The 25,210-nt window shown below is 40.2% G+C and carries 24 protein-coding genes, 1 riboswitch and 1 other annotated feature; of the genes, 10 read left to right on the top strand and 14 right to left on the bottom strand.

All coding sequences use genetic code 11. The features are described from left to right. The first annotated feature begins 80 nt into the window (after positions 1–80). The 3 genes from ACWF5P_RS15085 (at position 81) to ACWF5P_RS15075 (ending at position 3,053) form a co-directional block, all read left to right on the top strand. Positions 81–491 carry a hypothetical protein gene (locus ACWF5P_RS15085; RefSeq protein WP_452445029.1) on the top strand — a complete coding sequence of 137 codons (411 nt, stop codon included), beginning with the start codon at positions 81–83 and terminating at the stop codon, positions 489–491. Positions 492–608: 117 nt separating this feature from the next. Beyond that, complete coding sequence (locus ACWF5P_RS15080; protein ID WP_101224781.1) at positions 609–986, top strand: hypothetical protein; 378 nt, start codon at positions 609–611, stop codon at positions 984–986. A gap of 1,317 nt (positions 987–2,303) precedes the next feature. Further along, positions 2,304–3,053, top strand: coding sequence for a sulfite exporter TauE/SafE family protein (locus tag ACWF5P_RS15075; RefSeq protein WP_101224782.1), 750 nt, complete (start codon positions 2,304–2,306; stop codon positions 3,051–3,053). A 78-nt stretch (positions 3,054–3,131) separates the two neighbouring features. On the opposite strand, the gene ACWF5P_RS15070 is transcribed toward ACWF5P_RS15075, so the two are convergent. Continuing rightward, positions 3,132–4,736, bottom strand: a complete 1,605-nt coding sequence (locus ACWF5P_RS15070) for an ABC transporter permease (protein WP_452445028.1) — start codon at positions 4,734–4,736, stop codon at positions 3,132–3,134. After that, entirely contained in the window at positions 4,736–5,653 is a 918-nt protein-coding gene (locus tag ACWF5P_RS15065) for an ABC transporter ATP-binding protein (protein ID WP_452445027.1), read from the bottom strand. Before ACWF5P_RS15065 ends, ACWF5P_RS15070 begins: the two co-directional genes overlap by 1 nt. A 154-nt stretch (positions 5,654–5,807) precedes the next feature. On the opposite strand from ACWF5P_RS15065, the gene ACWF5P_RS15060 reads away from it, so the two are divergent. Then, positions 5,808–6,395 (top strand): TetR/AcrR family transcriptional regulator, encoded by a 588-nt coding sequence (locus ACWF5P_RS15060; RefSeq protein ID WP_452445026.1) that lies wholly within the window; start codon positions 5,808–5,810, stop codon positions 6,393–6,395. 51 nt (positions 6,396–6,446) lie between these two features. Here ACWF5P_RS15060 and ACWF5P_RS15055 read toward each other — a convergent pair whose 3' ends face one another. The 6 genes from ACWF5P_RS15055 to ACWF5P_RS15030 form a co-directional block, all read right to left on the bottom strand. Then, positions 6,447–6,953: a hypothetical protein gene (locus tag ACWF5P_RS15055; RefSeq protein ID WP_452445025.1), complete on the bottom strand. Its 507-nt coding sequence runs from the start codon at positions 6,951–6,953 to the stop codon at positions 6,447–6,449. A 349-nt stretch (positions 6,954–7,302) separates the two neighbouring features. Then, the gene (locus ACWF5P_RS15050; RefSeq protein WP_101224786.1) at positions 7,303–8,001 is read right to left on the bottom strand and encodes a GntR family transcriptional regulator; all 699 of its coding nucleotides are present in this window, start codon (positions 7,999–8,001) and stop codon (positions 7,303–7,305) included. Between the two features lie 674 nt (positions 8,002–8,675). Next, positions 8,676–10,142, bottom strand: coding sequence for an aminoacyl-histidine dipeptidase (locus ACWF5P_RS15045; protein WP_101224787.1), 1,467 nt, complete (start codon positions 10,140–10,142; stop codon positions 8,676–8,678). A gap of 39 nt (positions 10,143–10,181) precedes the next feature. After that, positions 10,182–10,790 carry a VanZ family protein gene (locus ACWF5P_RS15040; RefSeq protein WP_452445024.1) on the bottom strand — a complete coding sequence of 203 codons (609 nt, stop codon included), beginning with the start codon at positions 10,788–10,790 and terminating at the stop codon, positions 10,182–10,184. A gap of 774 nt (positions 10,791–11,564) precedes the next feature. Beyond that, complete coding sequence (locus ACWF5P_RS15035) at positions 11,565–12,581, bottom strand: ABC transporter permease (RefSeq protein ID WP_452445023.1); 1,017 nt, start codon at positions 12,579–12,581, stop codon at positions 11,565–11,567. Beyond that, complete coding sequence (locus ACWF5P_RS15030) at positions 12,578–13,303, bottom strand: ABC transporter ATP-binding protein (protein ID WP_452445022.1); 726 nt, start codon at positions 13,301–13,303, stop codon at positions 12,578–12,580. Before ACWF5P_RS15030 ends, ACWF5P_RS15035 begins: the two co-directional genes overlap by 4 nt. Before the next feature lie 118 nt (positions 13,304–13,421). Here ACWF5P_RS15030 and ACWF5P_RS15025 point away from each other — a divergent pair, with 118 nt between their 5' ends. Beyond that, on the top strand, positions 13,422–14,021 hold the full coding sequence (locus ACWF5P_RS15025; RefSeq protein WP_434168502.1) for a TetR/AcrR family transcriptional regulator C-terminal domain-containing protein: 600 nt from the start codon (positions 13,422–13,424) through the stop codon (positions 14,019–14,021). A gap of 45 nt (positions 14,022–14,066) precedes the next feature. Here ACWF5P_RS15025 and ACWF5P_RS15020 read toward each other — a convergent pair whose 3' ends face one another. Together ACWF5P_RS15020 and ACWF5P_RS15015 are read right to left on the bottom strand one after the other, a co-directional pair. Next, positions 14,067–15,320, bottom strand: coding sequence for an MFS transporter (locus ACWF5P_RS15020; protein ID WP_434168501.1), 1,254 nt, complete (start codon positions 15,318–15,320; stop codon positions 14,067–14,069). A gap of 308 nt (positions 15,321–15,628) precedes the next feature. After that, positions 15,629–15,820: a hypothetical protein gene (locus ACWF5P_RS15015; RefSeq protein WP_076370632.1), complete on the bottom strand. Its 192-nt coding sequence runs from the start codon at positions 15,818–15,820 to the stop codon at positions 15,629–15,631. A 331-nt stretch (positions 15,821–16,151) separates the two neighbouring features. Beyond that, positions 16,152–16,294: riboswitch (cyclic di-AMP (ydaO/yuaA leader) on the top strand. Positions 16,295–16,446: 152 nt separating this feature from the next. On the opposite strand from ACWF5P_RS15015, the gene ACWF5P_RS15010 reads away from it, so the two are divergent. Continuing rightward, positions 16,447–17,772 (top strand): TrkH family potassium uptake protein, encoded by a 1,326-nt coding sequence (locus ACWF5P_RS15010; RefSeq protein WP_434168500.1) that lies wholly within the window; start codon positions 16,447–16,449, stop codon positions 17,770–17,772. A 23-nt stretch (positions 17,773–17,795) separates the two neighbouring features. Beyond that, a complete protein-coding gene (locus ACWF5P_RS15005) occupies positions 17,796–18,452 on the top strand; it encodes an NAD-binding protein (RefSeq protein ID WP_434168499.1) in 657 nt (218 codons plus the stop codon). A 140-nt stretch (positions 18,453–18,592) separates the two neighbouring features. Here the strand turns inward: ACWF5P_RS15005 and ACWF5P_RS15000 are convergent, their stop codons facing one another. The 3 genes from ACWF5P_RS15000 to ACWF5P_RS14990 all read right to left on the bottom strand — a co-directional run bounded on the left by ACWF5P_RS15000 (position 18,593) and on the right by ACWF5P_RS14990 (position 21,487). Next, positions 18,593–19,426 (bottom strand): STAS domain-containing protein, encoded by an 834-nt coding sequence (locus ACWF5P_RS15000; protein ID WP_434168498.1) that lies wholly within the window; start codon positions 19,424–19,426, stop codon positions 18,593–18,595. Positions 19,427–19,784: 358 nt separating this feature from the next. After that, positions 19,785–20,489, bottom strand: coding sequence for a methyltransferase domain-containing protein (locus ACWF5P_RS14995; RefSeq protein ID WP_434168496.1), 705 nt, complete (start codon positions 20,487–20,489; stop codon positions 19,785–19,787). A gap of 377 nt (positions 20,490–20,866) precedes the next feature. Next, on the bottom strand, positions 20,867–21,487 hold the full coding sequence (locus ACWF5P_RS14990) for a class I SAM-dependent methyltransferase (RefSeq protein WP_452445021.1): 621 nt from the start codon (positions 21,485–21,487) through the stop codon (positions 20,867–20,869). A 279-nt stretch (positions 21,488–21,766) separates the two neighbouring features. On the opposite strand from ACWF5P_RS14990, the gene ACWF5P_RS14985 reads away from it, so the two are divergent. Both ACWF5P_RS14985 and ACWF5P_RS14980 read left to right on the top strand, forming a co-directional pair. Next, entirely contained in the window at positions 21,767–22,045 is a 279-nt protein-coding gene (locus tag ACWF5P_RS14985; protein ID WP_434169602.1) for a helix-turn-helix transcriptional regulator, read from the top strand. A gap of 16 nt (positions 22,046–22,061) precedes the next feature. Then, positions 22,062–22,781: a pentapeptide repeat-containing protein gene (locus ACWF5P_RS14980; protein WP_434168495.1), complete on the top strand. Its 720-nt coding sequence runs from the start codon at positions 22,062–22,064 to the stop codon at positions 22,779–22,781. Positions 22,782–23,009: 228 nt separating this feature from the next. Here ACWF5P_RS14980 and ACWF5P_RS14975 read toward each other — a convergent pair whose 3' ends face one another. Next, positions 23,010–23,900, bottom strand: coding sequence for a PhzF family phenazine biosynthesis isomerase (locus tag ACWF5P_RS14975; protein WP_434168494.1), 891 nt, complete (start codon positions 23,898–23,900; stop codon positions 23,010–23,012). Between the two features lie 147 nt (positions 23,901–24,047). Further along, positions 24,048–24,269 (top strand) — a binding site (T-box leader). 64 nt (positions 24,270–24,333) lie between these two features. On the opposite strand from ACWF5P_RS14975, the gene ACWF5P_RS14970 reads away from it, so the two are divergent. Continuing rightward, entirely contained in the window at positions 24,334–25,158 is an 825-nt protein-coding gene (locus tag ACWF5P_RS14970) for a hypothetical protein (protein WP_434168493.1), read from the top strand. The last annotated feature ends 52 nt before the right edge of the window (positions 25,159–25,210 follow it).

Below are 25,210 nucleotides of genomic sequence, written 5' to 3'. Positions count from 1 at the left end.
CTAATATGTTTTTTTGCGTTCAACACTCATTAAATAAATGTGTTCATAAGCCTGTGAAGGATATAGGGGAAAAAATAATAATGGCAGCTATCAATTCCAGGGAATGTATTGAGGGCTTGTCCATGTATTTTAAAAGAAACTACAGGCATGATAATACGATTTTTAGAGGGGATTTTGAAGCCGAAGTATTCCAGAAGAGAACTATTATTCAGAAGGAAAGGATTCATTTAAGATTCAAAGCTTATGAGCATGAAAGAATTTCAGCATTGGCCTATTCCATGGATTGTAGTGTTAGTTTAGCAGCAACTATGCTGCTGATTGCTGGTATTAGAAATCGAGACGCCTCTACACAAATGGTGGATTCAGAGGTAATTAGTTTACCTGATCCGGGAAGGCTTAAAAGTTTAAAGATGATTCAGAAATACATTTCAAAACTGAATGACGAGCACATTTCACTTTTTTCTCTAATTTCTTATGTAGCGCTGAAGTAGTGGATACTACAAAAACGCTTCGTGAAAAAGTGAATCTTTGGATAGATGATAATATAAAAAATATTGATTAGAATTATATGGAGAATAATAAGTCAAAACGGGTGAGGAGGAATGAGCATGAAAATGTTTAAAATGAGTGCTGTGGCATTGGTCGCTGCGTTGTTGTTCCCTTCTTCTACATTTGCAAGTGGCTGGGATTACTTAGGAGAACAATCTCTTTATTCTAATGGTGCTGAAAGTGATGTGTTTGCCTCTACTGGTGGTGATTATAAGATTTGTCGGGATTCTTACGTGGGTCCAGCTGGTAAGTTAAAAGTTGAATTATGGGAGTATGATCCTGACAGTTATAATGATTATGTAGGGGTAAGATATTTAGATCGAGGCCAATGTGGTATTTTCCGGGGTATTGGTAACTTTGTTGATGGAGGAAATGAAGCAGAATTTTTTGCGAAATCAAGGACTAACAGTGATATGCATTTAATCTTTTATGATTAATTCACTAACTGAATGAAAAAAAGACCTGAGATTGATTCGTAAATGCTAAAGGATATTCTTCTAAAATGTATATATAGGGTTTTTTAGGCTGAAGTATTTCCACTTCAGCCTTTTCTTATGCAGGAAAATAATTATTTGATTTATCTAAATGGAAAGTGTCATAACTTAAAGGTATTGGCAGAAGAAAGAGCATAAGGAAAAACTGTCCCCAACTAAGTTGTTGAACTAGGCAAAGCCTAGTGTTTTTGTGGGTACATGTAAACTACTCCATCAATGTCCCCTTTGTGTCCCCTAATAAAACCATCAATGTCCCTTTCATGTCCCCTATTTTATTAATTTATTGTACGCAGTTACACCAAAATAAACCACTTGTAGCCAAGGGGTTTATTTTCTTTCACTTTTATTGTTTATGTATGATTTTATTCAGCTAAAAAAGGAAGTTTCATAGCGTTAGATTGATTGTCCTTTTTTTCTCTTCTGTTATTTAAGGACTCACCTCTATCAAAGGATTTGGCGTTTATTGTGTACCCCTGCTGGGCACACAATAAACAAAGACCATCTTTATAATGATGGTCTTTGTTTTGGTTAGCAGATTAAACTTTAAATTGAATAAAAGCTTGTAATTCCAATTATCATAGCGATTATTAGAATGGATACTACACCAATAAGTATTTTCTTCCAAGTTTTCATATAATCACCTACTATATATGAAATTTATTTTTTTACAGAAGTTTTTATACTACCTGAGAGTTTTCCTAGATGATTTCCTGATACTTTAAGATAAACATTTCCTATTTGTACAATACCAAGCGATCCTTCTCCAACTTTATAATAAAAAGTTACCTCTCCGTAATATTTTTTATTATTGATATAACCACCATAATAAGTTAAATCTGTAGCGATGGTTGGATTATAATGATAGACTACTTCTCCTTTAGTTGAAAGGGCTGATGTAGCACCACTAGAAGTATAATTATATTTTCCTGTGATTTTATATTTTGTAATGGGGACTCCTAAAACTCCTAAAGTTCCTGTATGACTAATTGTTTTTGTTTTAGTTGATGCGAAAGTAGAAATTAATGGAGTTTCATCTGAATTAACACTTCAAGATATATAACGCTTTTCCTGCCTCGTTTTCGACTCATAAGCAACAAAAACAAAGGATGTGTACCTCTCTATTAAGTATCATTTCAAACACTTCACAAAGAGCGTAAAACACCTTAAATAACCCGTTTTGAAGCACGGTTCCCCCAACCTAAAACCAGGTTGATATGGTATAATTATAGAAGGGTTATTGTGCTTTTAGGAGGTGAAAGAATGACGATCAGCAGCATCATATTGGTGGTGGCGGCAGTGTTTATCGGCGCCTTGATGCGGACGATGTTCGGGTTCGGTGAAGCGATTGTCAGCATGCCTTTGCTTGCCTTACTTCACATTCCGCTTAATACTTCGGTTTCCTTGATTGGATTGGCCGGTCTTACCGTTGCCTCGCTAACCGTCGTTAGCGGATGGCGGCATATTGAACGCTCGGTATTAATCAGGCTGGCGGCTTCAACGGTGATCGGCATACCAGCCGGCCTGGCTTTGCTCCATTACGCACCTTCTATGATCATCACTTCTGCACTGGGTGTTTTTTTGGTTGCATATGGGGGTTATTCTCTTCTAAAGCAAAGACTTTTTCAGGCTGTGGAAAAACCATTACTTAACTCGAAGGGCTGGGTATGGCCGTTCGGTTTTGCGTCGGGAGCCCTTGGCAGCGCCTATAACTTTAATGGGGTGCCGGTCGTCGTCTATGGAACTTTACGAAGGTGGAATCCAGATCGATTCCGCGGAACATTGCAAGCCCATTTCCTAATTTCCGGAATCCTGGTCGTGACGGGTCATGCGCTAGGCGGACTTTGGACAGCCGATTCACTTATTCTTTACGCTTATTCCATTCCAGCTATATTACTTGCGACTGGTCTCGGAATCTTCATGAATAAGCGGATTCCTGCGAAAAAATTCGAAAGCTATTTATTCTTTATCATCATTGCGCTAGGTGTACTATTATTAATTTCCCATGACTGATAACCAAAAGCCTGATTTCTCATTGAAACAATGAGGAATCAGGCTTTTTTCAGGAATAATAGAATCATAGTTGAATCGTCAACCTCGGATATCCCGTTTGTTATATCCGGTAAAGCCAATAGCCAGTAATACTATGGCTATGATGGTAAGCATGGATACTTTCATGAAGTCGATATCTTCAACAGGAAGTTTCGGAATATGGCCAAATGGCGTTAGTTTACTCATCCATTCAGGGAATTGAAGCATTCCCCCTAAATAAACGACCAAGATTGAGTATGTCAAGTAAAGCCAAGTCAAGCCAGATAACTTTGGTACAAAGCCAATGAACAGCACGGCAATGCCAATCATGATCCACATCGCAGGCAGATAAACCATTGCTGCACTAAATATAGTGCCGAAAGCAACCCCTTCATCCATCACTGAATTCCCGACTGCCCAAAGACCGATGTCAGCAATCGCAAGCATGAGAAAACCGCTAATAACGGAGATGATAAGATAGCTGCCCATAAGCCTTGTGCGTGATACAGCGCGGCTCAGTAAATGTTCAGTATAGTTCCTTTTTTCTTCCCCTTTAAGCTTTAACATCGCCATTATAGGCGGGATGGTGCATATCATTGAGATGACTGACATCAACATTGTCAAGAATTGTTCCGTCAGCGAATAACCTTCAACTGGCGTCAATAGTTCGGCCATCATTTCATTTTTTGCAAAAAAGGATTCTAAATCACCTAAAACGGAACCGTAAGATGTGCCTAAAATGAACATCCCGGCTGCCCAGGCAATCAATCCTGTTCGCTGAAGCCTTAGCGCGAGACCAAGCGGACTTTTTAAAAAGGATGAAGCATATTTTCTGCCAAGCTTAGCCGGTATGAATCCTGCTTCCAAATCACGGATGGCATTCAAATATAGAGATAGTACAACCAAAATGATTGCCGCACCGATCGTAAGGATGATTGGCCACCAATAATTATTCACATATACCTCTGAACCTAAAACCCAACCCAAAGGTGAAAACCAGGAAAGTGTTTCATTGCTGACATCCCCTATCGCCCGAATAAGATAGGAAAGAAGCAAAACAGTGATGGAGTAACCAATCGTACCTCGCGCACTCTCCGTAAGCTGGGCAAATAATGCCGTTATCGCCGAGAAGAAAATACCGGTTGCCCCTAACGCAGCTCCATACATAAGGGAACCTTCCAAATCCATGCTTTCAATTCCCAGAGCATACAATCCGAAACCCGTTATTAACGCGATCAATGCATTCGTACCAAACGATACGGAAATGGTTGCATATAAATTAGCCAACTTGCCAGCCGGCAAAGAACGGATCATCTCGATACGGCCGTCCTCTTCATCTGCGCGTGTATGGCGCGTAACAAGTAAAATACTCATTATCCCAACTGCAATAGCGGTTAAAACTAACATTTGATGCGCCATCATCGCTCCGTTTGTATAGTCATCCAGGCCGTAACCTTTCCCCACCATCGCTGTCATTGCAGGATTCCTCATTGTTTCTGCAATGGTTTGCCTTTCTAGTCCAGTCGGGTACAGATCGGTGAATGCCATTGCAACCATAAATGTAAGGACAGATAGGGAAATTATCCAAACAGGAATCCGAAACCGATCTTGCCGTACGATTAATCGGGAGAGTCTTCCTGTATTATGATAGGACTGGTTTGCCATTATAACGCACCTCCCGCCCCAGAATCAGAGGTCTTCCTTTCACCTTCATAATGGCTCATGAATAAATCTTCCAATGTAGGCGGCGCGCTTTCCAATTTCACAATTCCAAATTGGCATATATACCTCATAACATTATCCAATTCATCTGTATCCACTTGGAATGAAAGTGCTTCGTCTTTCTTCACGATATCCCGAACACCTTTTACACTCAATAAAGCAGGAATAGGCTGCTTCGTTTCGACAAGCAAGCTTGTTCTCGTCAAATGACGCAGCTCATCCAATGTTCCCGTTTCAATGATTTGCCCTTGACGAATGATACCCACTTTATCGCATAACCTTTCCACTTCAGAAAGAATGTGACTGGAAAGTAAAATGCTTTTTCCTTCATTTTTCGCTTCCATCACACATTCCTGGAAAACCCTTTCCATCAATGGATCTAGACCTGATGTTGGTTCATCCAAGATATAAAGGTCGGCATCAGATGAGAAAGCAGCAATCAAAGCAACCTTTTGCCGATTCCCCTTTGAATATGTTCCACATTTCTTGGAAGGATCCAAATCGAATTTTTTTATTAGTTCTTCCCGTCTGCTTTTATTGTTCGCCCCGCGTAATTCAACAAATAGATCAATAACTTCTCCGCCTGTTAAGTTGGGCCATAGGTTCACATCTCCCGGAACATACGCAATTCGCTTGTGAATTTCAACCGAATCTTTCCATGCATCCTTGCCAAAAATCTTCGCTTCTCCATCCGTCGCTTTTAAAATCCCGAGCAGCACACGGATCGTTGTCGATTTTCCAGCACCATTAGGACCGATGAATCCAAATACCTCACCTTCATTCACTTCAATGTTCACACCATTTAAAGCTGTAAACCTTCCAAACTTTTTCGTTAAATTCGTTGTTTTCAATACTGACATCCCTCATCCACCTCTTCCTCTGAAAAGAAATTATGAAATAATTTTATTAATTTAGTTCATAATATATAAAATAATAATTCCTGACAATAGTTTATGAACTTATTTTATTGTTCTATTACATATTTTTAATTAAACTAAGGTTGAGGTGAAATAAATGGACGGATTTCAACGCCGCAGGGAACAAAAGAAATTGAATATACTAGAGGCTGCCTTAGCTTTGTTCATGGAGTATGGTGTCCAAAAGATTTCGATTGGGGAAATAGCCAAAAAAGCAAATGTATCTCAAGTTACGATATATAATTACTTCGAAAGCAAACATAATCTAATTCATGAGGTTTTTGTTTATTATACAGATAAGGCATTGGATGAATTTGAACAAATACTGGCCAGCAACATGGCCTTTCCTGAAAAAATAAAGCAGCTCATGTTCACGAAGAATGAAACAGCCAAACAAATTCATGAAGATTTTTATCAATATTTAATGAAGGAATATACTTCCGGAATCAATTATATGGAAAAAATATATACAGAAAAGGCCCTGCCCCGCTTTATCGATCTGTTTAACCAGGGGAAGAAACAAGGATATGTTGATCCTGACTTATCTAATGAAGCGATTTTATTTTATATAAAAGCAATGAATGAATATATCCAACGGGAAGAGGTTTATCAAAGCATCCTGCCTTTGACTGAGGATATTATGAAGATTTTGTTTTATGGGATCGTTGGGGAAAAAGAGAAATGATTTAAGAAAAAACGGTGTGAATCGATATCTCCCATTCACACCGAATAAATCTTATTTAAGCTCATTCAATTCCTTTGCCAAAATGGATTTCCTTAAACCTCTTTGACGAATGAATTCTCTCATTTCCTCTGGACTTTGATAGGAAAGCCTGAAGTGATAATAATTAATATGCTCGATGATGGCGAAAACATAAAGAAACGAAAACCAAAATACTCCTGACTCAAATGCATTTAATTGATAAAAAAAGGCTGCTATTCCTAGGGCAATAAGGAAAAGGTTTAATCTTTTAAAGAATAGAAAAATCCGTAATTGCGTATAAGGTAAATGGGCGTAATGGTTTTCTTTAGCGCGTTTCCATTTAAGAAACCAATATAAACTTCCTTGAAGTAAAATAAATTCCAGTAGGACGAACGCATACACAGATGAAAATGAAGTTAAGTAGGAATCAGTCCAATCATGCTGCACCAGAAACGAAACCCACATTACAGCAAAAATCACAGTTGCCATCAATTCTCCTGTATATAAATGAAATAATTTTCTTTTCACCCTTTTTTGCATAAGATTCCCCATTTCCAATACATTGATTGATAAGAATGCAAATGTCCTCAATCTATTAATCTTTTCTTCTTGAATTTTAACCCCATATATTTAATATACGAAAAACAAAGTTTTCCGTTTCATTAATTCCGCTATAAGCTCTGTTCTGCTTAATGAAATTTCCGGTACTTGGGCAGGAATATATGTATCACTAATAGTAGATCAAGTAAAACTAAGATAAATAATAAGAGCGATTGCTAATTAATGCAGTCGCTCTTTGTTTGAATATTATTTGATATTATAATCTGTTATCGTTAATCGATCATATCTCCGGAATCTTTTAATATCCTGAAAGAATTTCCTGCCCTCATTAAGTCAATGTTAATAATTTGGCTGAAGTGTAATTATATTTCTCGATTGATAAATCAAAAACGGCTCCCGCTTTTAAAAAGACCGTACTTTCAACTATTAATGTCGGATCACCTGGCTGCAAGTCCAAAAGCTTGGCATCATCGTCATTTAGTTTTTCACATGAAATGATTTTATCTGCAAAACCAATATTCAACTTCAGATCCTCGACTATATATTCATAAATGGAACCATTTGCGATTTCTTTATTTATGATTGGAATGATATCTTTATTGAAAAAGGACTCTTCTATTACAATGGGTTCACCATTTAAATATCTAACCCGTTTGAGGTTATAGATTTTGGTTTTCACATTGCATTTCATTTGCTTGGCCAATTTTTCATCGGCTTCAATTAATTCTAACTTCAACACTTTACTTTTCATTTCATCATTTGGAAACACTTTGGTTAAGCCACCCATATCCCTCATCGAAATGCAGCCCGGTCTGGAAAATTCCCTTAGGAATATGCCGCTTCCTTGAACTTGATAGATATAACCCTGCTCAACCAATATGTTGATTGCTTTTCTTATGGTATTCCTGCTGACATCGAACTTCTTCATCAACTCTTCTTCAGTAGGTAACTTCGTATTTAATGTATATTTTCCTTCTAATATTTCTTTCTCCATTTGTTCTACGACCATTCTATACTTTACACCCATATTTCCATATACCTTCCTCTATACATAATGATTTCGAACAATAATTAATGATAGGTTTTCTTTACAATAGTTTATTTTATAACGATTGTAAAGAAACCTCTGTTTCTTTCAGAATGTAGACAAAAATTCGATGAAAAGCCAGTTTACCTGGAGTTTTTTTTCTAAAAAAAGATTCGAGTTGATTTCAGAAATCCGCTCCCTTTCCGCCGACTGTCTGCCAAGCCTCCTTGGCGCAAGCGTCTGCGGGGTCTCGGCTAGCCAGTTATTCGGCAGGAGTGTCGCAAATTTCTTCAATCCAATAAGAATTACAGAAAAAAACTTAAAGGATAAACTAGTCTAGTTTTTAGACAAATTCGAAGAATCGCATTTGCCTGCGGTTTTTTCTTAAAAAAGTTCCAGTTGATTGGAACGTAAGGTACAAGACTCCTGCGGGAAAAGCGTGGCCAAGGGAGACCCCCGCAGGCGACGCCGGGGAGGCTCCTGGACCGCCCGCGGAAAGCGCGGAGTGGAAATCAACGATCAGATTTACTAACCCTCAAAAACGTTCCAGCTGATTTCAGAGGCCCACTCCCTTGCCGCCGGCTGCTGCCCTCAAAAAAAGAGACATCCAATCGATTAACGATAGGATGCCTCCAAATCTATTGAATGCCATATTGCCGTTGCCCAAACATTGTTTATAGATCTTTCATCCGTTCTAATGTGTAAACAAAATATTCCCAGTTGTTTATGGTCGAAGGGATGCTTAAGTGTTCTTCAGGTGTATGTACGGAAAACATATCCGGTCCGATTGAAACAGTATCCAGCCCTGGTATCTTATCTATGAATACCCCACACTCGATCCCTGCATGCACAGCGATGATTTCAATATCCTCATGATATTTTTCTTTGTATGTCTCTTCAAATAATTTCTTGAGTTTCGAATCAGGATTATAGGGCCATTCCGGATAATCCGCATCAATCAATAGCTTGCACCCAAGCATGTCGGCAATCACCTTTGCCTGCGTGACCATATTATATTTGATGCTTTTGACCGAACTCCTGATTTCACTTTCGAATATCATTTCCGCTTCATTTGTTGTAACGACCCCTAGATTCGTCGAACTTTCCACTAATCCTTCTATTCCCATACTCATACCTTGAACGCCATGCGGGATTACCAGTAAGGAGGTAATGGCTTTAGTCACCGTCTCTTTGGAAAAAACGTTTGAAGAAATCGTTTCGATCTTTTCAAATCTAATCGATACCTCAGGGTCAGAAGATTGCAGTTCATTTTTAAAAGTATCCTCCCATTTCTGGAGTCTCTCCGTTATCTTCTGAACATCTTCTACAGAAATCAGTACAGTCGCCTCTGCTTCACGAGGAATCGCATTCCCTTTCAAGCCCCCGTTCATTTGCTGTATGAAGCAAGGAAAGTCTGTCGTTAATTCATGTAATACTCTGCCCAAAAGTTTATTGGAGTTCCCTCTTTCCTTATGGATGGACATACCGGAGTGTCCGCCCTTCAACCCTTTAATCCTGATATTATAAGATACAGCTTCAACAATTGAAGCCGATTCCCATCCGATTTGCAGGATTTGCCGAACTCGTATTCCTCCAGCAGAGCTAACCAGCAGCTTTCCATCTTCCTCCGAATCAATATTGATCATCAATTTTCCCTTGAAGTGAGCCGGATCCACGGCAAGTGCACCGTTCATTGTCGTTTCTTCTTCAGTCGTTATGACTATTTCAAGAGAGGGATGCGGAATATCATTCGCATCCAATAATGCCAAAGCATAAGCAACGGCAATTCCATTATCCGCCCCCAATGTTGTATCCGTTGCATACAACATGTCTCCCACAATCCTTAATTGAAGCGGATCCTTCTCAAAATCATGAAGCGTTCCCTTGTTCTTTTCGCAAACCATATCCATATGCCCCTGGATAATGACGGTAGGTGCATTTTCATATCCAGTTGTGGCAGGCTTTTTGATAATCACATTCAGCGCCTCATCCTGGATCACCTCCAGGTTCCTATCCTTAGCGAAGCGAACCAAATAGTCACTGATCGCTTTTTCGTTAGCCGATCCTCTCGGAATTTTGGAAATCGCTGCAAAATAATGAAACACAGGATGGCTCGATAATTCTTCTAACGTGCTATACATGAAAATACACCCTTTCATTTAACATAATTGTATTGCCTCTCATGCTTTTACTTTTCCAGAACGGAGCACTACGACTTTCTTGAACAAAGGATGCAGAAGGTACCCCAGGTAAACACCAATCATATTCAGGATCAGGTCATCGACATCCAAACTTCCGCGCCGAAAAACAAACTGACAGATTTCGATGACTGAAATCGAAAGTAATGGATATAGAAATTTCCTTTTAGCTGAGGGCTCTTTCCCTTCCCTTGACAACAAATACAGGCCGAATGGAATGAACAGCCCTACATTGGCGCTAAGGTTATAAAATGACACAAGCCAGTTCATTTCGTTCGATAAATATGAAAGAATCGTAGAAAAAGGAATCAAATTATGCGAATATACCTGCCCTTCCGGCCGAAAGAACAGCAAAACCAATAATGATAAACTGTAACTAAACAATGCTGACTGCCATAAAGAGCGCGGAATTCTGACCGTTTCACCTCGAAAATAAAGAACCGCAAACGAAACGAAAAGAAGTATACAACACCAGACAACCATGATTACCAAAGGATTCAAATATAATAGAAGCCGAAGAAAAAAAGGTAAACCGCACAAAAACATTGCTTGCGACAGCAAAAGGGAAAGCATGACCGATTTTAGAGACATATAACTCCCGCTTTCTATTTCTTTCCAAATCAATTCATATCCTTATATCCTAGGACAACTTTAACAGCCCGTCAACAAACTACTTCAAAGGGAAGCTTTTTAGAATGAATCAACCGATGGGAAGGATATTTCGTCCTTCATCCCCGATAATTCATTCGATGTGTGGGTTTATTCGACCTACATCCGGATAATTCGACCGATGTGCGGGTTTATTCGACCTACATCCGGATAACTCGACCGATGTGTGGGTTTATTCGACCTACACCCGGATAACTCGACCGATGTGCGGATTTATTCGACCTACACCCGGATAACTCGACCGATGTGTGGGTTTATTCGACCTATACCCGGATAATTCGACCGATGTGCGGGTTTATTCGACCTACATCCGGATAATTCGACCGATGTGTGGGTTTATTCGACCTACACCCGGATAATTCGACCGATGTGTGGGTTTATTCGACCTACACCCGGATAACTCGACCGATGCGTGGGTTTATTCGACCTACACCCGGATAACTCGACCGATGTGCGGATTTATTCGACCTACACCCGGATAATTCGACCGATGTGTGGGTTTATTCGACCTACATCCGGATAATTCGACCGATGTGTGGGTTTATTCGACCTTACTCGGATAATTCGACTGTTGTGTGGAATAATTCGATCTTCTTCCAAAAAACAAAAAGCCGGCCCCTCACGATCCAGGAATCCGGCTTTGTTTTACGTTATTCAGATGTAATCATATTAGCAAGGATTGGTATTTAATCCTCATTATAGTGCACGGTATTTTTTTAAGCTAATGATATTGATGGTGATAAAAACGACGGCAAAGGCCAGGAGAATGAGCAGATCCATTGAAATCTCATTGAACGTGAAGCCTTTGTACATAATGCCGTTCATGGCATCAGAAGCGTAATAGAGAGGCATGATCTTGCCGATTTTTTGGAGCCAGTCTGACATGCCATCCAATGGGAAAATCCCTGTAAAGAAGACTTGAGGCACGATGACCAGCGGAATGAATTGTACCATTTGGAATTCAGATGTCGCGAAACTCGATAGCAATGTACCAAGCGATAATGCAACGAGCGCGACCAGTATATTCGTCAGTAAAACGAGCCAAATGGAACCAACAAGGACGATATCCAATACATTGACAGCATATAGTACGACAATTATGGTTTGAACGAGAGCAAATAAGCCATATCCGATCACATAGCCCGCTACGATTTCGTATCTTTTAATCGGGGTGGCAAGCAGCCGTTCCAAAGTACCACTTGTACGCTCCTTCAAAAGCGCAATCCCCGCTATTAAAAATACAAAGAAGAAAACGAAAAAGCTGACGAGCATCGGACTGAAGGTATCAAAACCCTTTGTGTTGGCATCTCCGTAAACATATTTCTCCTCAATTGAAGGAGTGTTTTTTTCATTCCCTTGCAAGCCTTGCATCATTTGCATTTGAACGGCTTTTGCCCGGGTCGGTTCGTCGTTCAAAAGTGTGAGTTTCATTTTCCCATTTTCAACATCCAGCCAGCCATCCGTATTCTTTTCAATCATCTTTTCCTGTGAGAATTCCTCAGCAGCCGACACTTGAAAATCCGCTTTTTTCAATGCTTTAACGATCGTTTCATCACTGCCTGTAACAACGATTTTCAAATCACTTGCCTCTGTATCGAAAATAAAATACATGAGCGTTAAAATGAGCAATGGAGCCAGGAAAAATAAAGCGAGCGTCCTTCGATCCCGGCGCATCTGCTGGGTAATGCGAGTAACAAGAGAGGCAATTCTCATTTTAAGCCGCCTCCAATCCTTAAAAAAACATCATCAAGCGTTTCCGCGGCAAATTGAGTTTTTAAAGCTGCAGGGGTTCCTGCCGCGATGATTTCACCTTCACGCAGCATCGCCAGTTTATCGCATCGTTCCGCTTCATCCATCACATGCGTCGTGATGATGATCGTCTTATCATCTTCATTTCTTAAACGCTCAAGTTCCTCCCAAATCGATTGTTTCAGCAAAGGGTCTATTCCTACTGTCGGTTCATCCAAAATGAGAATCTCCGGATTTTGGATGAGTGCAACCGCCAGTGACAGACGGCGTTTCATTCCCCCGGAATAATGCGCAACCCGAACGTTCAAATCATTCGTCAGCTGTACGATTTCAGCTGCATATTGAATCCGTTTCCTTCGTTCCTTTTTCGAAAAACGGTATAGTTTCGCAAAAAATTCGAGGTTTTCAGCTGCCGTCAGTTCTGTATATAAAGCATCGGACTGTGCCATATAGCCGACATCCATTAACAGTGCTTCATTTGGCACTTCATGATCCAGAACCGTGACTTTACCCGCATCGGGCTTAATCAATCCGACAATCATTTTAATCAAGGTCGTCTTTCCGCATCCGGATGGACCTAACAAGCCAAAAATTCCGCCTTTTTCAATATTCAGGCTCAATGGCTGAATGACCTTCTTCTGCTGAAAACCCTTAGCAATTCCATCAATGGAAATCGCCTTTTTCATTGCACACACATCCTCCCTCTTTAATTAACACGGTGTTGAGTGTATCATCATTTTAAGGTAGCATTCGGTCTAATACAATCAACACATTTGGAAAAATGTTTAGTGAAGGAGACATTCCATGGCATCGATTCATGAGGATATGGTACAAAAGACGAAAAAGCAGATACAACATCATTTTATTGCACTTGTTGAAGCAGAGGGGTTCTCACATGTATCCGTGAAGAAAATCGCAGAGCGCGCCAACATTAATCGGGGCACATTCTATTTGCATTACACAGATAAATATGAATTGATGGATCACTTACAACAGGAATTGTTACATGAACTTCAAACACGCATTACTGCCATTTTGCCGAAAGAGGCTTTTTTGGCTCTTCATCAACAGCAACTTTACCCGCCTTTCATAGAGATTTTTCAATTCATCAGTGAACATGCTCACGCATTAAGGGCCATTCTAGGTGATCAGGGCGACCCTTCTTTTGCGAAAAAAATAAAACGGGTTTTCGGTGAAGTACTGTTGGAGCGTTTGATCAGCCTGCATCCAGCAGCTAAAGATGAAGCATTCCGCATGTATATGCACGCCTTCCTGACATCGGCGATTTTAGGAGTGATACAGGAGTGGCTAGAGAACTGTGAAAAACAAACGGCGGAAGAAATGGCGAAAATCCATTTTCATATCTTGAACTTCATCAGCCAATTGCGCACATTCATCCAATGAACGATTCATCAAAGGCATGTTCCATCAACATGCCTTTAAATCGGATTACATCTTTTCCTTCGCTTCTACATCACTAACGGAATAATACCTGCTCTTGGAGGTCTTCATACTAAGCATCGACAACCATATGGATAAAGCTAACATGGTCAGGGAACCTGAAATCACCACAAACCGAATCGAAATGAAATGGGCAGAAACACCAACGATTGCGGTAGTAATGATGATCAATAAAGCTTCTAACAAGCCAAAAACACTTCCGACCCTGCCCATGATTTCCACCGGAATATTATTTTGATAAAAGGTTTGAAAGCCAGTGTTGGCAAAAGCCAATGAAAAGGCAATGATGAAAAATCCGATGGCGGCCAGTGAAAAGGAATTCGAAAAGGCAAAGATCATATAACCTATCGAGACAAATAAAGATCCAAGACCGATCATGTGCGAGATTTTCACTTTACTGATGAATACGGCATTGACTATGGCACCAGCAATGATGCCTGCCCCGGCGACGCTTACAAGGAATCCGTAATCGCTGTCCGTTAAAAGGAGCACGGCCTTAGCAAACGCAGCTTCTTGGGAATCGATGGCCGTTTCCATCACCACCATGCAGCTGAATAAGAAATAAATGAGCATGATATAGGAAGATTTCCGGCTGAAGTCCAGGACGATGCCCCAATCTTTTTTCATGATGGTCCAAGACAGGTAATGACTGGATTGTTCAAGGGGGTGATCCTTTTCAAGATTAGGCATCAATAGAGTGATGATTCCGGATAACAATAAGGCAGCCGCGTTAATATAAATCGCTAAAACGGGCGTACCGATCAAGAAAAGGATACCCGCTAGCGCCGGTCCAATCAAAAAAGCTCCAGAATCCATTAAGCTTCGTAATGAATTAAATCGTTTCCTCTGTTCAATGGGTATTAATTTTGTTATATATGACCTAGATGTTGTTCCGAACATGGCCCCTGCCATATTGATCACGAAGACAAGGGAATAAATGACCCAAATAGAAGAAGTCAATGGCAGCAAGGCTATGAATACCGTGCGAAATAGGTCAAGTGCCGCCATTAGATTCCGCTTATTTATCCGGTCGATCACGCTCCCTGCCCACACATTCGTAAAAATGGCAGCCATCGGTTTAACGATATAAAGTCCAGCTACCGCCAAGGCTGAACCAGTCATATCCAGAACGATTAAATTAAGGGCAATGAAATAAACCCAAGAACCAAAGTTGGAGATACCTATTCCGCACAAAAGAATGGAAGGGTATTTCCAGGATACTAATGCATTTCTTAATGTCATCGCTTCTCCCCCTTTGATCGTACAATATAAAACCCCGTCCCCAAGCAATCCGTCTCGGGACGGATACATCCCCAACAATCCTCGGCTGTTCTCGGAAAGTGGTATTTCATTTTACTTTTCTTTACGTCCACATTAAGCATTACTAAATTTTAACATTATCGGTTCAAAACTGTATATAACGCAAAAAAACTCATTATAATAAATGAGTTTCAAAGCAAAACAAGATATGGATTTTTCGCTCAGCGTTCCGGATAGAACACAGGGAATAAATAATTGAATACCGCTAATGAATGTTGGATGCAGTTGATTTACCTTAGGGAAAACAATTTTAAGAACGGATTCTTTTTCTTATCCGTTATCCTTAACTCATCCATGATGATTTGATCCTCATGATCGGCTATCCATTTCCTTAGTGCATCTTTATCCTGGCATTGTGTTAAATATGTCTGGCCACCCTTGCCTGTAGCATTAATAACATATCTATTGAACGTCTTCTCCATAATTGCCCGCCTTTTTAATAAAATGTCTTGAATCTTTAAATACAAATGCAATGCTTTTTTCTTTATCATTTACAAAAGAAACATAAAATATATGTTAGAGAATTTTGATTGGCATTGCATGTTCTGCTTGAAATTATTGAATAAAGTACATCGATGCCGGTTATCATAATTGGATTAATCGAACCTATCATAATGTGCTAACTAATATTTGTCAATACGTTTTCTAAATGTAAATAAAACGTAAATTTTCAGTTTTGTTAAAGAAATATTTTTTTACGATTTAGGGGTTTACAACTGCTAAATGATGGGAGTAGAATACGTTTATCAATTTAAAGCATTTCGGCCAAAACTCATGGAAATTGAGTACGGAGGACCCAATCATTTGGGGTTAATTCTGCCTTGCAGAAGGGATGAGATCAGCTCTTTCGCCATCCTACCCGTCAGCTAACTTCGTCGGCTAAAGCGAAGGAGGTCATAAGACCGCCTATTTCGGGAGCTTTTTTTGCACGCTTTTTGTGGCAATACAGCTATTCGATGTTTTCGCAGGTCTTTTTATTATGCCTTTAAAAAGATTCGAAAAGCAGATTGATGATTAAAAGTCATACAGTAGGGATGATCATTTGAGAATGACAAAATTGGATCCGCCAAAAATACTTGTACTTGGCTTTGCCATCCTGATACTTATCGGGGCCTATTTATTGACCCTGCCGATTTCCACAGAAAATGGCCATGGTCTTTCTTTTCTGGATGCTTTATTCACCTCGACTTCCGCTACATGTGTAACAGGACTGGTCGTTGTGGATACGGGATCGACCTTCACCACTTTTGGTGAGTTGGTCATCTTAACACTGATTCAGGTAGGCGGCTTAGGGTTCATGACATTTGCGACATTTTTCTTTTTATTATTAGGCAAAAAGATTTCTTTAAAAGGCAGGTTAGTTCTGCAGGAGTCGTTAAATAATCTATCCATGGCGGGTGTAGTCAGATTAGTGAAACGGCTTTTAATTTTCACGGCCATCATTGAAGGCATGGGTGCACTTATTTTATCGATTCGCTTTTCTTTTGACATGCCAATCGTTAAAGCGGTCTATTACGGGGTTTTTCATTCCATATCGAATTTCAATAATGCCGGCTTCGATTTAATGGGGGAATTCAGGAGTTTGACCCCATATGTATCGGATCCATTCGTAACCCTTACCGTCGCCTTCCTCATCACGTTTGGAGGTATAGGTTTTATCGTAATGAATGAACTATATGAATATCGGAATACGCATCGTTTATCAGTACATACGAAGATCGTTCTGGCGACTAGCTTAACCCTTACGATTGCCGGAGCAATTTTAATCTTTCTATTCGAGTTCGGCAATGCCAAGACATTGCAGCCTTTATCTCTCATGGGTAAAACGCTGTCATCATTATTTCAATCGGTATCACCACGGACTGCAGGCTCCAACACGCTGAATATCCCTGATTTAACTCAGCCTACATTACTGCTCATCATTTTTCTGATGTTCGTTGGGGCATCACCCGGATCGACTGGCGGCGGGATTAAAACGACGACATTGGCGACGATTGCCGGAACGGTTTGGTCACAGATCAAAGGTAAGGGTGATGTGGTCTTGTTCCGCCACCGCATCGTGAGTGAAACTATTTTTAAAGCATTATCCGTCACATTCATTGGTGTATTCGTGGTTTCCATCATCTCCATTCTGCTGACCATCACTGAAAGCGGACCTGACTTTTTGATGATTTTGTTCGAAGCCACTTCAGCTTTCGCCACCGTGGGACTTTCAATGGGTTTGACCCCGGAATTATCACCGGTCGGCCGGATTCTCATCATTTTCACGATGTTTGCAGGACGTGTTGGTCCTTTGACTTTGGCCTTTGCTATCGCCATGAGGCGCAAGCCAGATCCATTCCGACGTCCAAAAGGGAAAATCATGATTGGTTAATAATGAATGAAGGAGCGTAAAAGATGGGAAAACGACAATACGCCGTGATAGGTTTAGGCAGATTTGGAACCAGTGTGGCCCATAGATTATATACGGCAGGCCAAGAGGTTTTGGGTATTGATGTGAACGAGGAAAGAGTCGAGAATGCGGAACTGAACGTTACCCATGCAGTCATGGCGGATACGACCGAAGAAGAGACATTGAAAGCAATCGGAATCCGTAATTTCGATTGTGTCATCGTAGCCATCGGAAATGACATGCAATCGAGCATTTTAACTACCTTGCTTTTAAAAGAGCTTGGGATCAAAAAGGTCATTGCCAAAGCACTTAATAAAAATCACGGTCAGGTGCTCACAAAAGTAGGTGCCGACTGGGTCATCTATCCTGAGAGGGATATGGGGGAACGGGTCGCGAATCAGCTTCTTTCCCCTAACATGCTGAACTATATAGAGCTCTCCAAAGAATACAATATCGAGGAAATCATCCTCCCCATGAGCATGAAGGGAAAAAGCCTCAGGGAGCTTGATTTACGGGCAAAATATAATATCAGCGTCATTGCCATCGTGAGTAATGGGGAAATTATCATAGCACCCTCACCGGATCAGGATATCCTTGAAAAAGATATGCTTTTAGTGGTTGGCAATAAAGAAGATCTAGCCTTCTTCGCCAATATTGAATAACTGGCAGGTGCCAGCTCTTTCTTTATTGAGCCCGATTCTTATTTTTGAATGCAAGCATTATACATACGAGAAGATCGCCATATGGAGGTCTTCTCGATGAAATTAATAACGAGTATTCCCATGCCCTGGATATGTATGTATTATTTTATCGTACTGATCGCTTGGGCAAGAGTGGACTTTATCGTCACTTTATCAAAAGGCAGTTGAAGCTTAACGGCAGTCATGGCTATTTCCGGCCGAAGTCCAGAAAGGGTTGTTTGAATTCCAATCAAATGTAAGGATTCAATCAATTGTGACAGCTGGTGGGCGGAAGCACTATCAATTGCATGAACGCCCGAGAGGTCAATGAATAGCCTGGTGACATTTTTTTCAGCGCACTTTTGTAAGGTGTTTTCAAGCAAGGACATGCCCCTCGCCGTATCAATATCGCCTATCAGGGGAAGTAACGCCGTATTATCTTTAAGCGAAATGATGGGAGTGCTCAATTCATCGATCGTTGCCTGTTGGGCTTTCATGATTTTATTGGCATACCTATGATTCGCTTCCGTAAACTTCTCCATCACTTCGCTGAACACCTTCACCACTATCCGATACCAGGAATTTATTTCCGCCTGCGTATAGTTTTCTCCTTGCAATCCCACAAACCGGTCAATATAATCCAGGTATTGCTCTTGCGTTCGAGAAAACTCCCTCAATATAAAATAGATGGGTGTGTTTAAATGCTGCTCATCCTGACCGATATCTTCAATCCACTCACCAAGCTGCTCAAAGAATTCCCTCTCCTCTGTATCAAAGACCTGAAAGAAACGTAAATGGAATTCATTATTTTGCTGCTTAAGTTTTTTAATCACATTGGGATCGGGTGAGCTGTAAACCCCCGCCTTATCGTTTTTATTCAATGTTGCGTACCATTCCTCAGTCAATTGTGCTGCCACACCCAATAAAAAGGAATATAATTCTTTATTTCTGTGCATAAACTCCTCCTAGTTTTTTATAAAAAGCAGTTGAATCTTACCCTGAAATCAGCATTGTCAGGGTATTGAAAAATTATCAGCAAAGTAAGCATCGAAGAAAACCTCTTCCATACTTAAAAATTCTTATGATCTAAAAACCCAATGGCCCCTCTTTCCATATACCTTCCCAGCTGTTTTTGAAACCATACAACCACTGTTTTCCAAAAAAAAATTCAGTAAAACCTTCATCTACTATTCTGGTTTATCTATTGTTATAGTTTACCATTTTAAAATATTGTTAACAAATTATCCCTTTTCTTATAACAAAAAAAGGACCTGATTCCAGATCCTCCTTTTAACCCCCATTTTGACTTTATAATTACTTTTTCATAAATAAGGCCGTCCATAAACCTTGAACCCCAAAGGTTTGATCCGATTTTTCCATTTTCCTCATCTTCCGTATTTCCACCACTTCAAAATCCTTGAAGATCTTTCTGAGTTTTTCTTCCGTAAAACCTAATCCGCCTTTAAGGCTTCTTTGCCTATATACTTCCCAATCTGAAATATCGGCACCACCCAATATGCCGCCCTCGACAAAACAGGTAATCGAATACAATCCCTTAGGCCTTAACGCCTTTTTCACCGTGTCCAAATAATTGATCCTTCTATGTGGAGCAATATGGTGAAAACAACCTGAATCAAAGACGAAGTCATATTGCCCTTCCTCAATGTCCAAATCAAATATATTCCTTTGAATGAAGTTCACATGGACATTTTTATCTGACGCTCGTTCTTTTCCCCATTCAAGGGCTTCCTTCGAAAGGTCCACCGCATCAACGGTAAAGCCCTTTTGAGCAAGGTAAATGGCATTCCTTCCAGGTCCGCATCCAAGCTCAAGAACCTTTCCCGGCCGGATTAACCCACAATCAAAATACGTAACCAAATTTTCATCAGGGAGATTTCCGAAAAAGGGTACCCCCTTTGAGCGGTCTTCATAAAAACCATTCCAGAATCCAGTTGGCTCACGCAATAACGAGTCGAGCATATTCAATAGATCTTCATGGGTTGTTATCGTCTCGGACAAAACCATCACCTCTTCCCATTGTATTCCACCATTTAATTATACTGATTTCGGCCAGTGCCTATGTAACAGCTTCATCAAAAATGCGTGACAAAGGACGTTCAAACACTATTGGACACTGTTGTTTATATGATGGTCACTGAATTTAAAGGTATCAAAGATGTGTTCAAAATATGTTCTTATAGTATGATACATTCTCACTTAATAACCCGATTATCGGCTCATTATCCATGTTAGAAAGGACATGGGTTTTATATAAGCATGTCAAATATTATTCAGTAAATCAGGTTTAGCTTCCAAACAACAAAACTCAGCTCTATGATGTATCCAGATGTCTTAGAATCCGACTCCCAATCCATTCTGAAACATCTCTCCGCTTGTCACATCCGTTTACTGATGATTATCTTTCTATACATTCCATTCAGCATGATCGGTCGATCTTCTTCAATTTTCATATTCTTAACATGCCTACTGAACAAGTCTTCAAACCTCAAGCCAATATCCGTTCCTAAAAATCGAATGATGGGCCTCAGAAGCTTTTTGGGTAGTGAAAGCACTTCATCTTTAGAAATAAACTTATCGAATAGTATTATTTTCCCCTCGCCTTTTACAACCCTGATCATTTCCCGAAGGCATTCATTGGCATCAGGTACGACCGAAAGAACCAAACTTCCAACTATATAGTCAAACGATTCATTATCGAATTCCATATGCTGTGCATCCATCTCGAGGAAATTGATCGATGCATCATCAAATTTCCCCTTCGCTTTTTTTAGCATATCGGCTGATAGGTCTATCGCCGTTATCTCAAGGTCAAGGTTCTTGATCAGCTCCAAATCGGCCCCCGTACCTACGCCCACAAACAGAACCTTTGCATTTTCATGAAAATGCATCTCTTCAAACATTCTTTTCCTGGCATCTAAAAAGAGATGAGAGTTGAAGATTTTGTCATAAATTGGCGACCAAAATTTATAAATCACTTTATTCCACGAATTATTCAACATCCCCACCCCCTTACATACTACTTCCATGAAGCATGATAAATCCCTTCCAAGCGGATATTATATGTGGCAAATTAGTACAATTAATTAAAAAGTATGAGATGCGGTGATTCACGAAAACGGGCAGGTTTCCTCTATAAACCCTCCAAACCCGCATAATCCATAGTAACCAAACTACCTTGACTGTCATAGTAATATATTATAAGATATACCAAAGGAGGTGAGGATTTGGTTCAACGACAATTATCCTCTGACTTGCTTCGCGGACATGTAGATACGATGATTCTGAAACTCCTGCAAAGTGGCGATAAATATGGTTATGAAATAAGCAAATTGATATATACGAATTCCAATGAACAATATGAAATTAAGGAAGCGACGATGTATTCCAGCCTAAAACGTCTGGAAAAGGATGGATGCATCATCGCTTATTGGGGAGATGCCACTCAAGGCGGAAGAAGGAAATATTACAAAATCACCCCGATCGGGGAAGACACATATACCCAAAATAAAAATGACTGGGAGCAGGCCAAGCGATTACTTGAGTGCCTTCTCTAAGAAAGGAAGATGAAAGGTGATTGAAAAACTGAATGCACATGTTCATAGCATTTTTGCCCCGTACAAAAGTGCAAAAACAGCAAAGGAATTGGAAGAAGAACTGCTGCAAAACTTACTGGAAAAATACAATGACCACAGAAGGAATGGTGCCAGCGAGCAGGAAGCGTATAAACTGACTGTGGATTCGATTGGGGAGGTATCAGAGCTCATGGAATCACTCAATCTACAATACAATGTGCTTGAGCAGGCGATAAACATGGACTATTCCAGGCAACGCTTATTGGATTCCGACTTCCGCTCGGTTTCGGTGCATGATGGGAAGTTTAATTTCTGCGATTTAAGCCGTTCTGACTTCAGCCATTCCGACCTGACGAACAGCACATTTAAAAGCAGTAACTTAGATCATTGCATCTTTGAAAACGCCAATTTAACTGGCACCTTATTTAAAAGTGCAAATTTAAAAGGCGTAACTTTCAAGAACAGCATTTATAATAAAACCCATTTTAAAAGCTGTAATTTATCTGGTCTTATATTTGATGGGGAAACTTTCAAACAAACCATTTTCGAAGGCTCTTCATTGAGAAAGGCATCATTCCGCGATACCACCCTCATCAATGTTCAATTTCGGATGTCCGATTTAAAGAAAATCGACTTTACTGGAGCTTCGATGGATAAACTCACTTACAACTTTTTACATGGAGCAAAGGTTGATCTTAGCGGCGTGACCATCATCTAAGGAAGAATTTCCAATGACTTTACCGATAGCGATTGTCGTATCCACCTCAATCATTTGCGTGACCGTGTTTCTGACTGCAGTAGTTTTAAAAGGAATGAGCATGGGAGAATGATTCATCAAGAACCCTGTGCTAAGACATGAAACGTCTTAGCACAGGTTTTTTACGTGTTCACTATACCTTTTCGGATATGCTAATCATTCAACCGCCCATCGCCTTCTGCATGAACCTTAGACTTCCACTTCAAGTTCTTTAACATAGACAGCATTCCCGGTGATTTCAACATCGTATGTGCCACCGTTTTTGGTAGCTGTAACGCGAACCCTGCCATCCTTTCCGATTTCATGCCCCTGTTCGATTAACAGATGCACCTCATCTTCAAGATCATCCTTTATGTATTTTGCATAATAAGCGCCCATTACACCTGAAGCCGTTCCTGTAACCGGGTCTTCAACCGTACCTGAAAATGGCGAGGAAAAATGCCGGGCATGCATATGGGCATCACTATCGTACGTTTCCATGCAAAAGGGATGAACGGAAGCTCTTGGCATTTCCTTTAATATTTGCGGAAACAGGCTATTGTTCGCCTTCATCCTTATAAATGAATTTCTTTCTTTTAGTGGTACCAGTAAAGTCCATAAACCTGTACTTCCATAAACAATAGGCAATTCACTTTCCAGATCTTCTATATCAAGGCCGAGGGAACTGGCTAATCCACCCTTATCTCCGTTAAACGCTTCAAACTGCGGCGCGGTCTGCTTCATCGTAATATATATATCTTGATCCTCCGTCGTATGGATCTTGATTGGCAATATACCCGCTCCTGTTTCAATCATCAGCTCATCTTTATTCAATAATCCCCTGGTCTTCAGTGCATGGATGGTAGCCATTGTCGCGTGTCCGCATAGATTCATTTCGTGTCCCGGTGTAAAATAACGGATTCTAAGATCGGCAATATCGGACTCCATCGGAAAAGAGGTTTCATTGAACCCCACCTTCATGGCTATATCCTGCATTTCCTTTTCGGTCAGTCCATCCGCATCTAAAACCACACCTGCCGGATTTCCTTTATTCGGTTTACTGCTGAACGCATCGTAATGAAAAACCCTTACCGTTTTCAAATCTAACATCTCCTATTAAATGAATGGTGCTTCTCTTGAATAGTGATTCTATATCTCTATACATATCCCTTTTTCGTCCTATAGTAAGTGAAACAACCATTGATTTTATTTTCTGAATATTATACAATTACTCAAATTCATCAAATGTAAAATTCCATGAAGGGAAGGAGTACGTTATCGTTCTGTTCCAAAGAGAGCTGGTGCTTTGCTGAAAGCCAGTGTCCAGAATCTGACCGAAGATCATCCCCGAGAAGTAAAGCCGAAGCTTCAGTAAGCTTTACCGGTTTCCCCCGTTAAATGGGACAACGCATTAATGTGCGTTTGTTATTAAACAAGAGTGGTGCCGCGAGTTCAAATCTCGTCTCTTAAAGAGACGGGATTTTTTGTTTTCAACCTAATCAATGAAAATAACGGGAAAGCAGGTGCAGGATTCATGCAGAAACTATTATTCGTAACGGATTTATACTATGAAGCAAAAGGAAGAAATTATTATGAGGAGGATTTGTACCTTACCTCGAAGCTTAGAGAAGATTTTCAGTTAGTACTTTGCCATCCTGAAGACATTGAAACGTTTGAAAAGGATTTTGACTTGATCGTCTTTCGAAATGCCGGTCCAGTAGCCAATTTTAAAGATAAGTATCTAGCATTCCGTAATAGAGTGGCTGCTGGTTATTTGAAAACGTACAATTCATTTGTTGGAAAGGCTGATATGAACGGGAAGGAATACTTAATTGAACTGACGAATGCCCAATTCCCTGTCATTCCGACCATCGATTCACTTGAATCTTTAAATAAACTTCCCAATGTGGAAACGTATATAGTGAAGCCGAAAGATGGCGCGGATTCCATTGGTTTGGAATTTGCAACGAAAGAAGAATTGGGAGATAAAATGGATGCAGAATCAAAGAACACATTGGTACAGCCATTTATCAACTTTGAGTATGAAGTCTCTTTTTATTTTATCGATAAGGAATTTCAGTATGCCCTTTATGCCCCTGATAAAGAGAAAAGGTGGGAATTAAAAGAATATGCACCTACTGAAGCAGACCTGGCCTTCGCTAAACGATTTATAGAATGGAACAATCTTGATTGGGGAATCCAACGCGTTGATGCCTGCCGGAATGAGAAAGGTAAACTTTTATTAGTAGAACTGGAGGATTTAAACCCCTATCTGTCCCTGCTGGAATTAACGAATGAAACACGTCAGAATTTTGTAGAAGCCATGAAAAAATCCTTACAGAAAGCACTTCAGGCTTAGTATAAAGTTCGAGGTAGGTCGAATAACTGCGTCAACGGCGGAAAAAAGTTAG

The sequence above is a fragment of the Peribacillus sp. NPDC055009 genome, from assembly GCF_053608705.1.
This window is presented reverse-complemented; position numbering and strand designations above follow the sequence as displayed.

Excerpts from the sequence above, each read along its gene's own strand:
- ACWF5P_RS15065 (WP_452445027.1), bottom strand. The coding sequence starts at position 5,653 with ATGTCAGTATTGAAAACAACGAATTTAACGAAAAAGTTTGGAAGGTTT.
- ACWF5P_RS15010 (WP_434168500.1), top strand. The coding sequence starts at position 16,447 with ATGACAAAATTGGATCCGCCAAAAATACTTGTACTTGGCTTTGCCATC.
- ACWF5P_RS14985 (WP_434169602.1), top strand. The coding sequence starts at position 21,767 with ATGATTCTGAAACTCCTGCAAAGTGGCGATAAATATGGTTATGAAATA.
- ACWF5P_RS15030 (WP_452445022.1), bottom strand. The coding sequence starts at position 13,303 with ATGAAAAAGGCGATTTCCATTGATGGAATTGCTAAGGGTTTTCAGCAG.
- ACWF5P_RS15075 (WP_101224782.1), top strand. The coding sequence starts at position 2,304 with ATGACGATCAGCAGCATCATATTGGTGGTGGCGGCAGTGTTTATCGGC.
- ACWF5P_RS15025 (WP_434168502.1), top strand. The coding sequence starts at position 13,422 with ATGGCATCGATTCATGAGGATATGGTACAAAAGACGAAAAAGCAGATA.
- ACWF5P_RS15020 (WP_434168501.1), bottom strand. The coding sequence starts at position 15,320 with ATGACATTAAGAAATGCATTAGTATCCTGGAAATACCCTTCCATTCTT.
- ACWF5P_RS15055 (WP_452445025.1), bottom strand. The coding sequence starts at position 6,953 with ATGCAAAAAAGGGTGAAAAGAAAATTATTTCATTTATATACAGGAGAA.
- ACWF5P_RS15005 (WP_434168499.1), top strand. The coding sequence starts at position 17,796 with ATGGGAAAACGACAATACGCCGTGATAGGTTTAGGCAGATTTGGAACC.
- ACWF5P_RS15015 (WP_076370632.1), bottom strand. The coding sequence starts at position 15,820 with ATGGAGAAGACGTTCAATAGATATGTTATTAATGCTACAGGCAAGGGT.
- ACWF5P_RS15045 (WP_101224787.1), bottom strand. The coding sequence starts at position 10,142 with ATGTATAGCACGTTAGAAGAATTATCGAGCCATCCTGTGTTTCATTAT.
- ACWF5P_RS15085 (WP_452445029.1), top strand. The coding sequence starts at position 81 with ATGGCAGCTATCAATTCCAGGGAATGTATTGAGGGCTTGTCCATGTAT.
- ACWF5P_RS15040 (WP_452445024.1), bottom strand. The coding sequence starts at position 10,790 with ATGTCTCTAAAATCGGTCATGCTTTCCCTTTTGCTGTCGCAAGCAATG.
- ACWF5P_RS15060 (WP_452445026.1), top strand. The coding sequence starts at position 5,808 with ATGGACGGATTTCAACGCCGCAGGGAACAAAAGAAATTGAATATACTA.
- ACWF5P_RS14970 (WP_434168493.1), top strand. The coding sequence starts at position 24,334 with ATGCAGAAACTATTATTCGTAACGGATTTATACTATGAAGCAAAAGGA.
- ACWF5P_RS15035 (WP_452445023.1), bottom strand. The coding sequence starts at position 12,581 with ATGAGAATTGCCTCTCTTGTTACTCGCATTACCCAGCAGATGCGCCGG.
- ACWF5P_RS15050 (WP_101224786.1), bottom strand. The coding sequence starts at position 8,001 with ATGGGTGTAAAGTATAGAATGGTCGTAGAACAAATGGAGAAAGAAATA.
- ACWF5P_RS15070 (WP_452445028.1), bottom strand. The coding sequence starts at position 4,736 with ATGGCAAACCAGTCCTATCATAATACAGGAAGACTCTCCCGATTAATC.
- ACWF5P_RS15080 (WP_101224781.1), top strand. The coding sequence starts at position 609 with ATGAAAATGTTTAAAATGAGTGCTGTGGCATTGGTCGCTGCGTTGTTG.
- ACWF5P_RS15000 (WP_434168498.1), bottom strand. The coding sequence starts at position 19,426 with ATGCACAGAAATAAAGAATTATATTCCTTTTTATTGGGTGTGGCAGCA.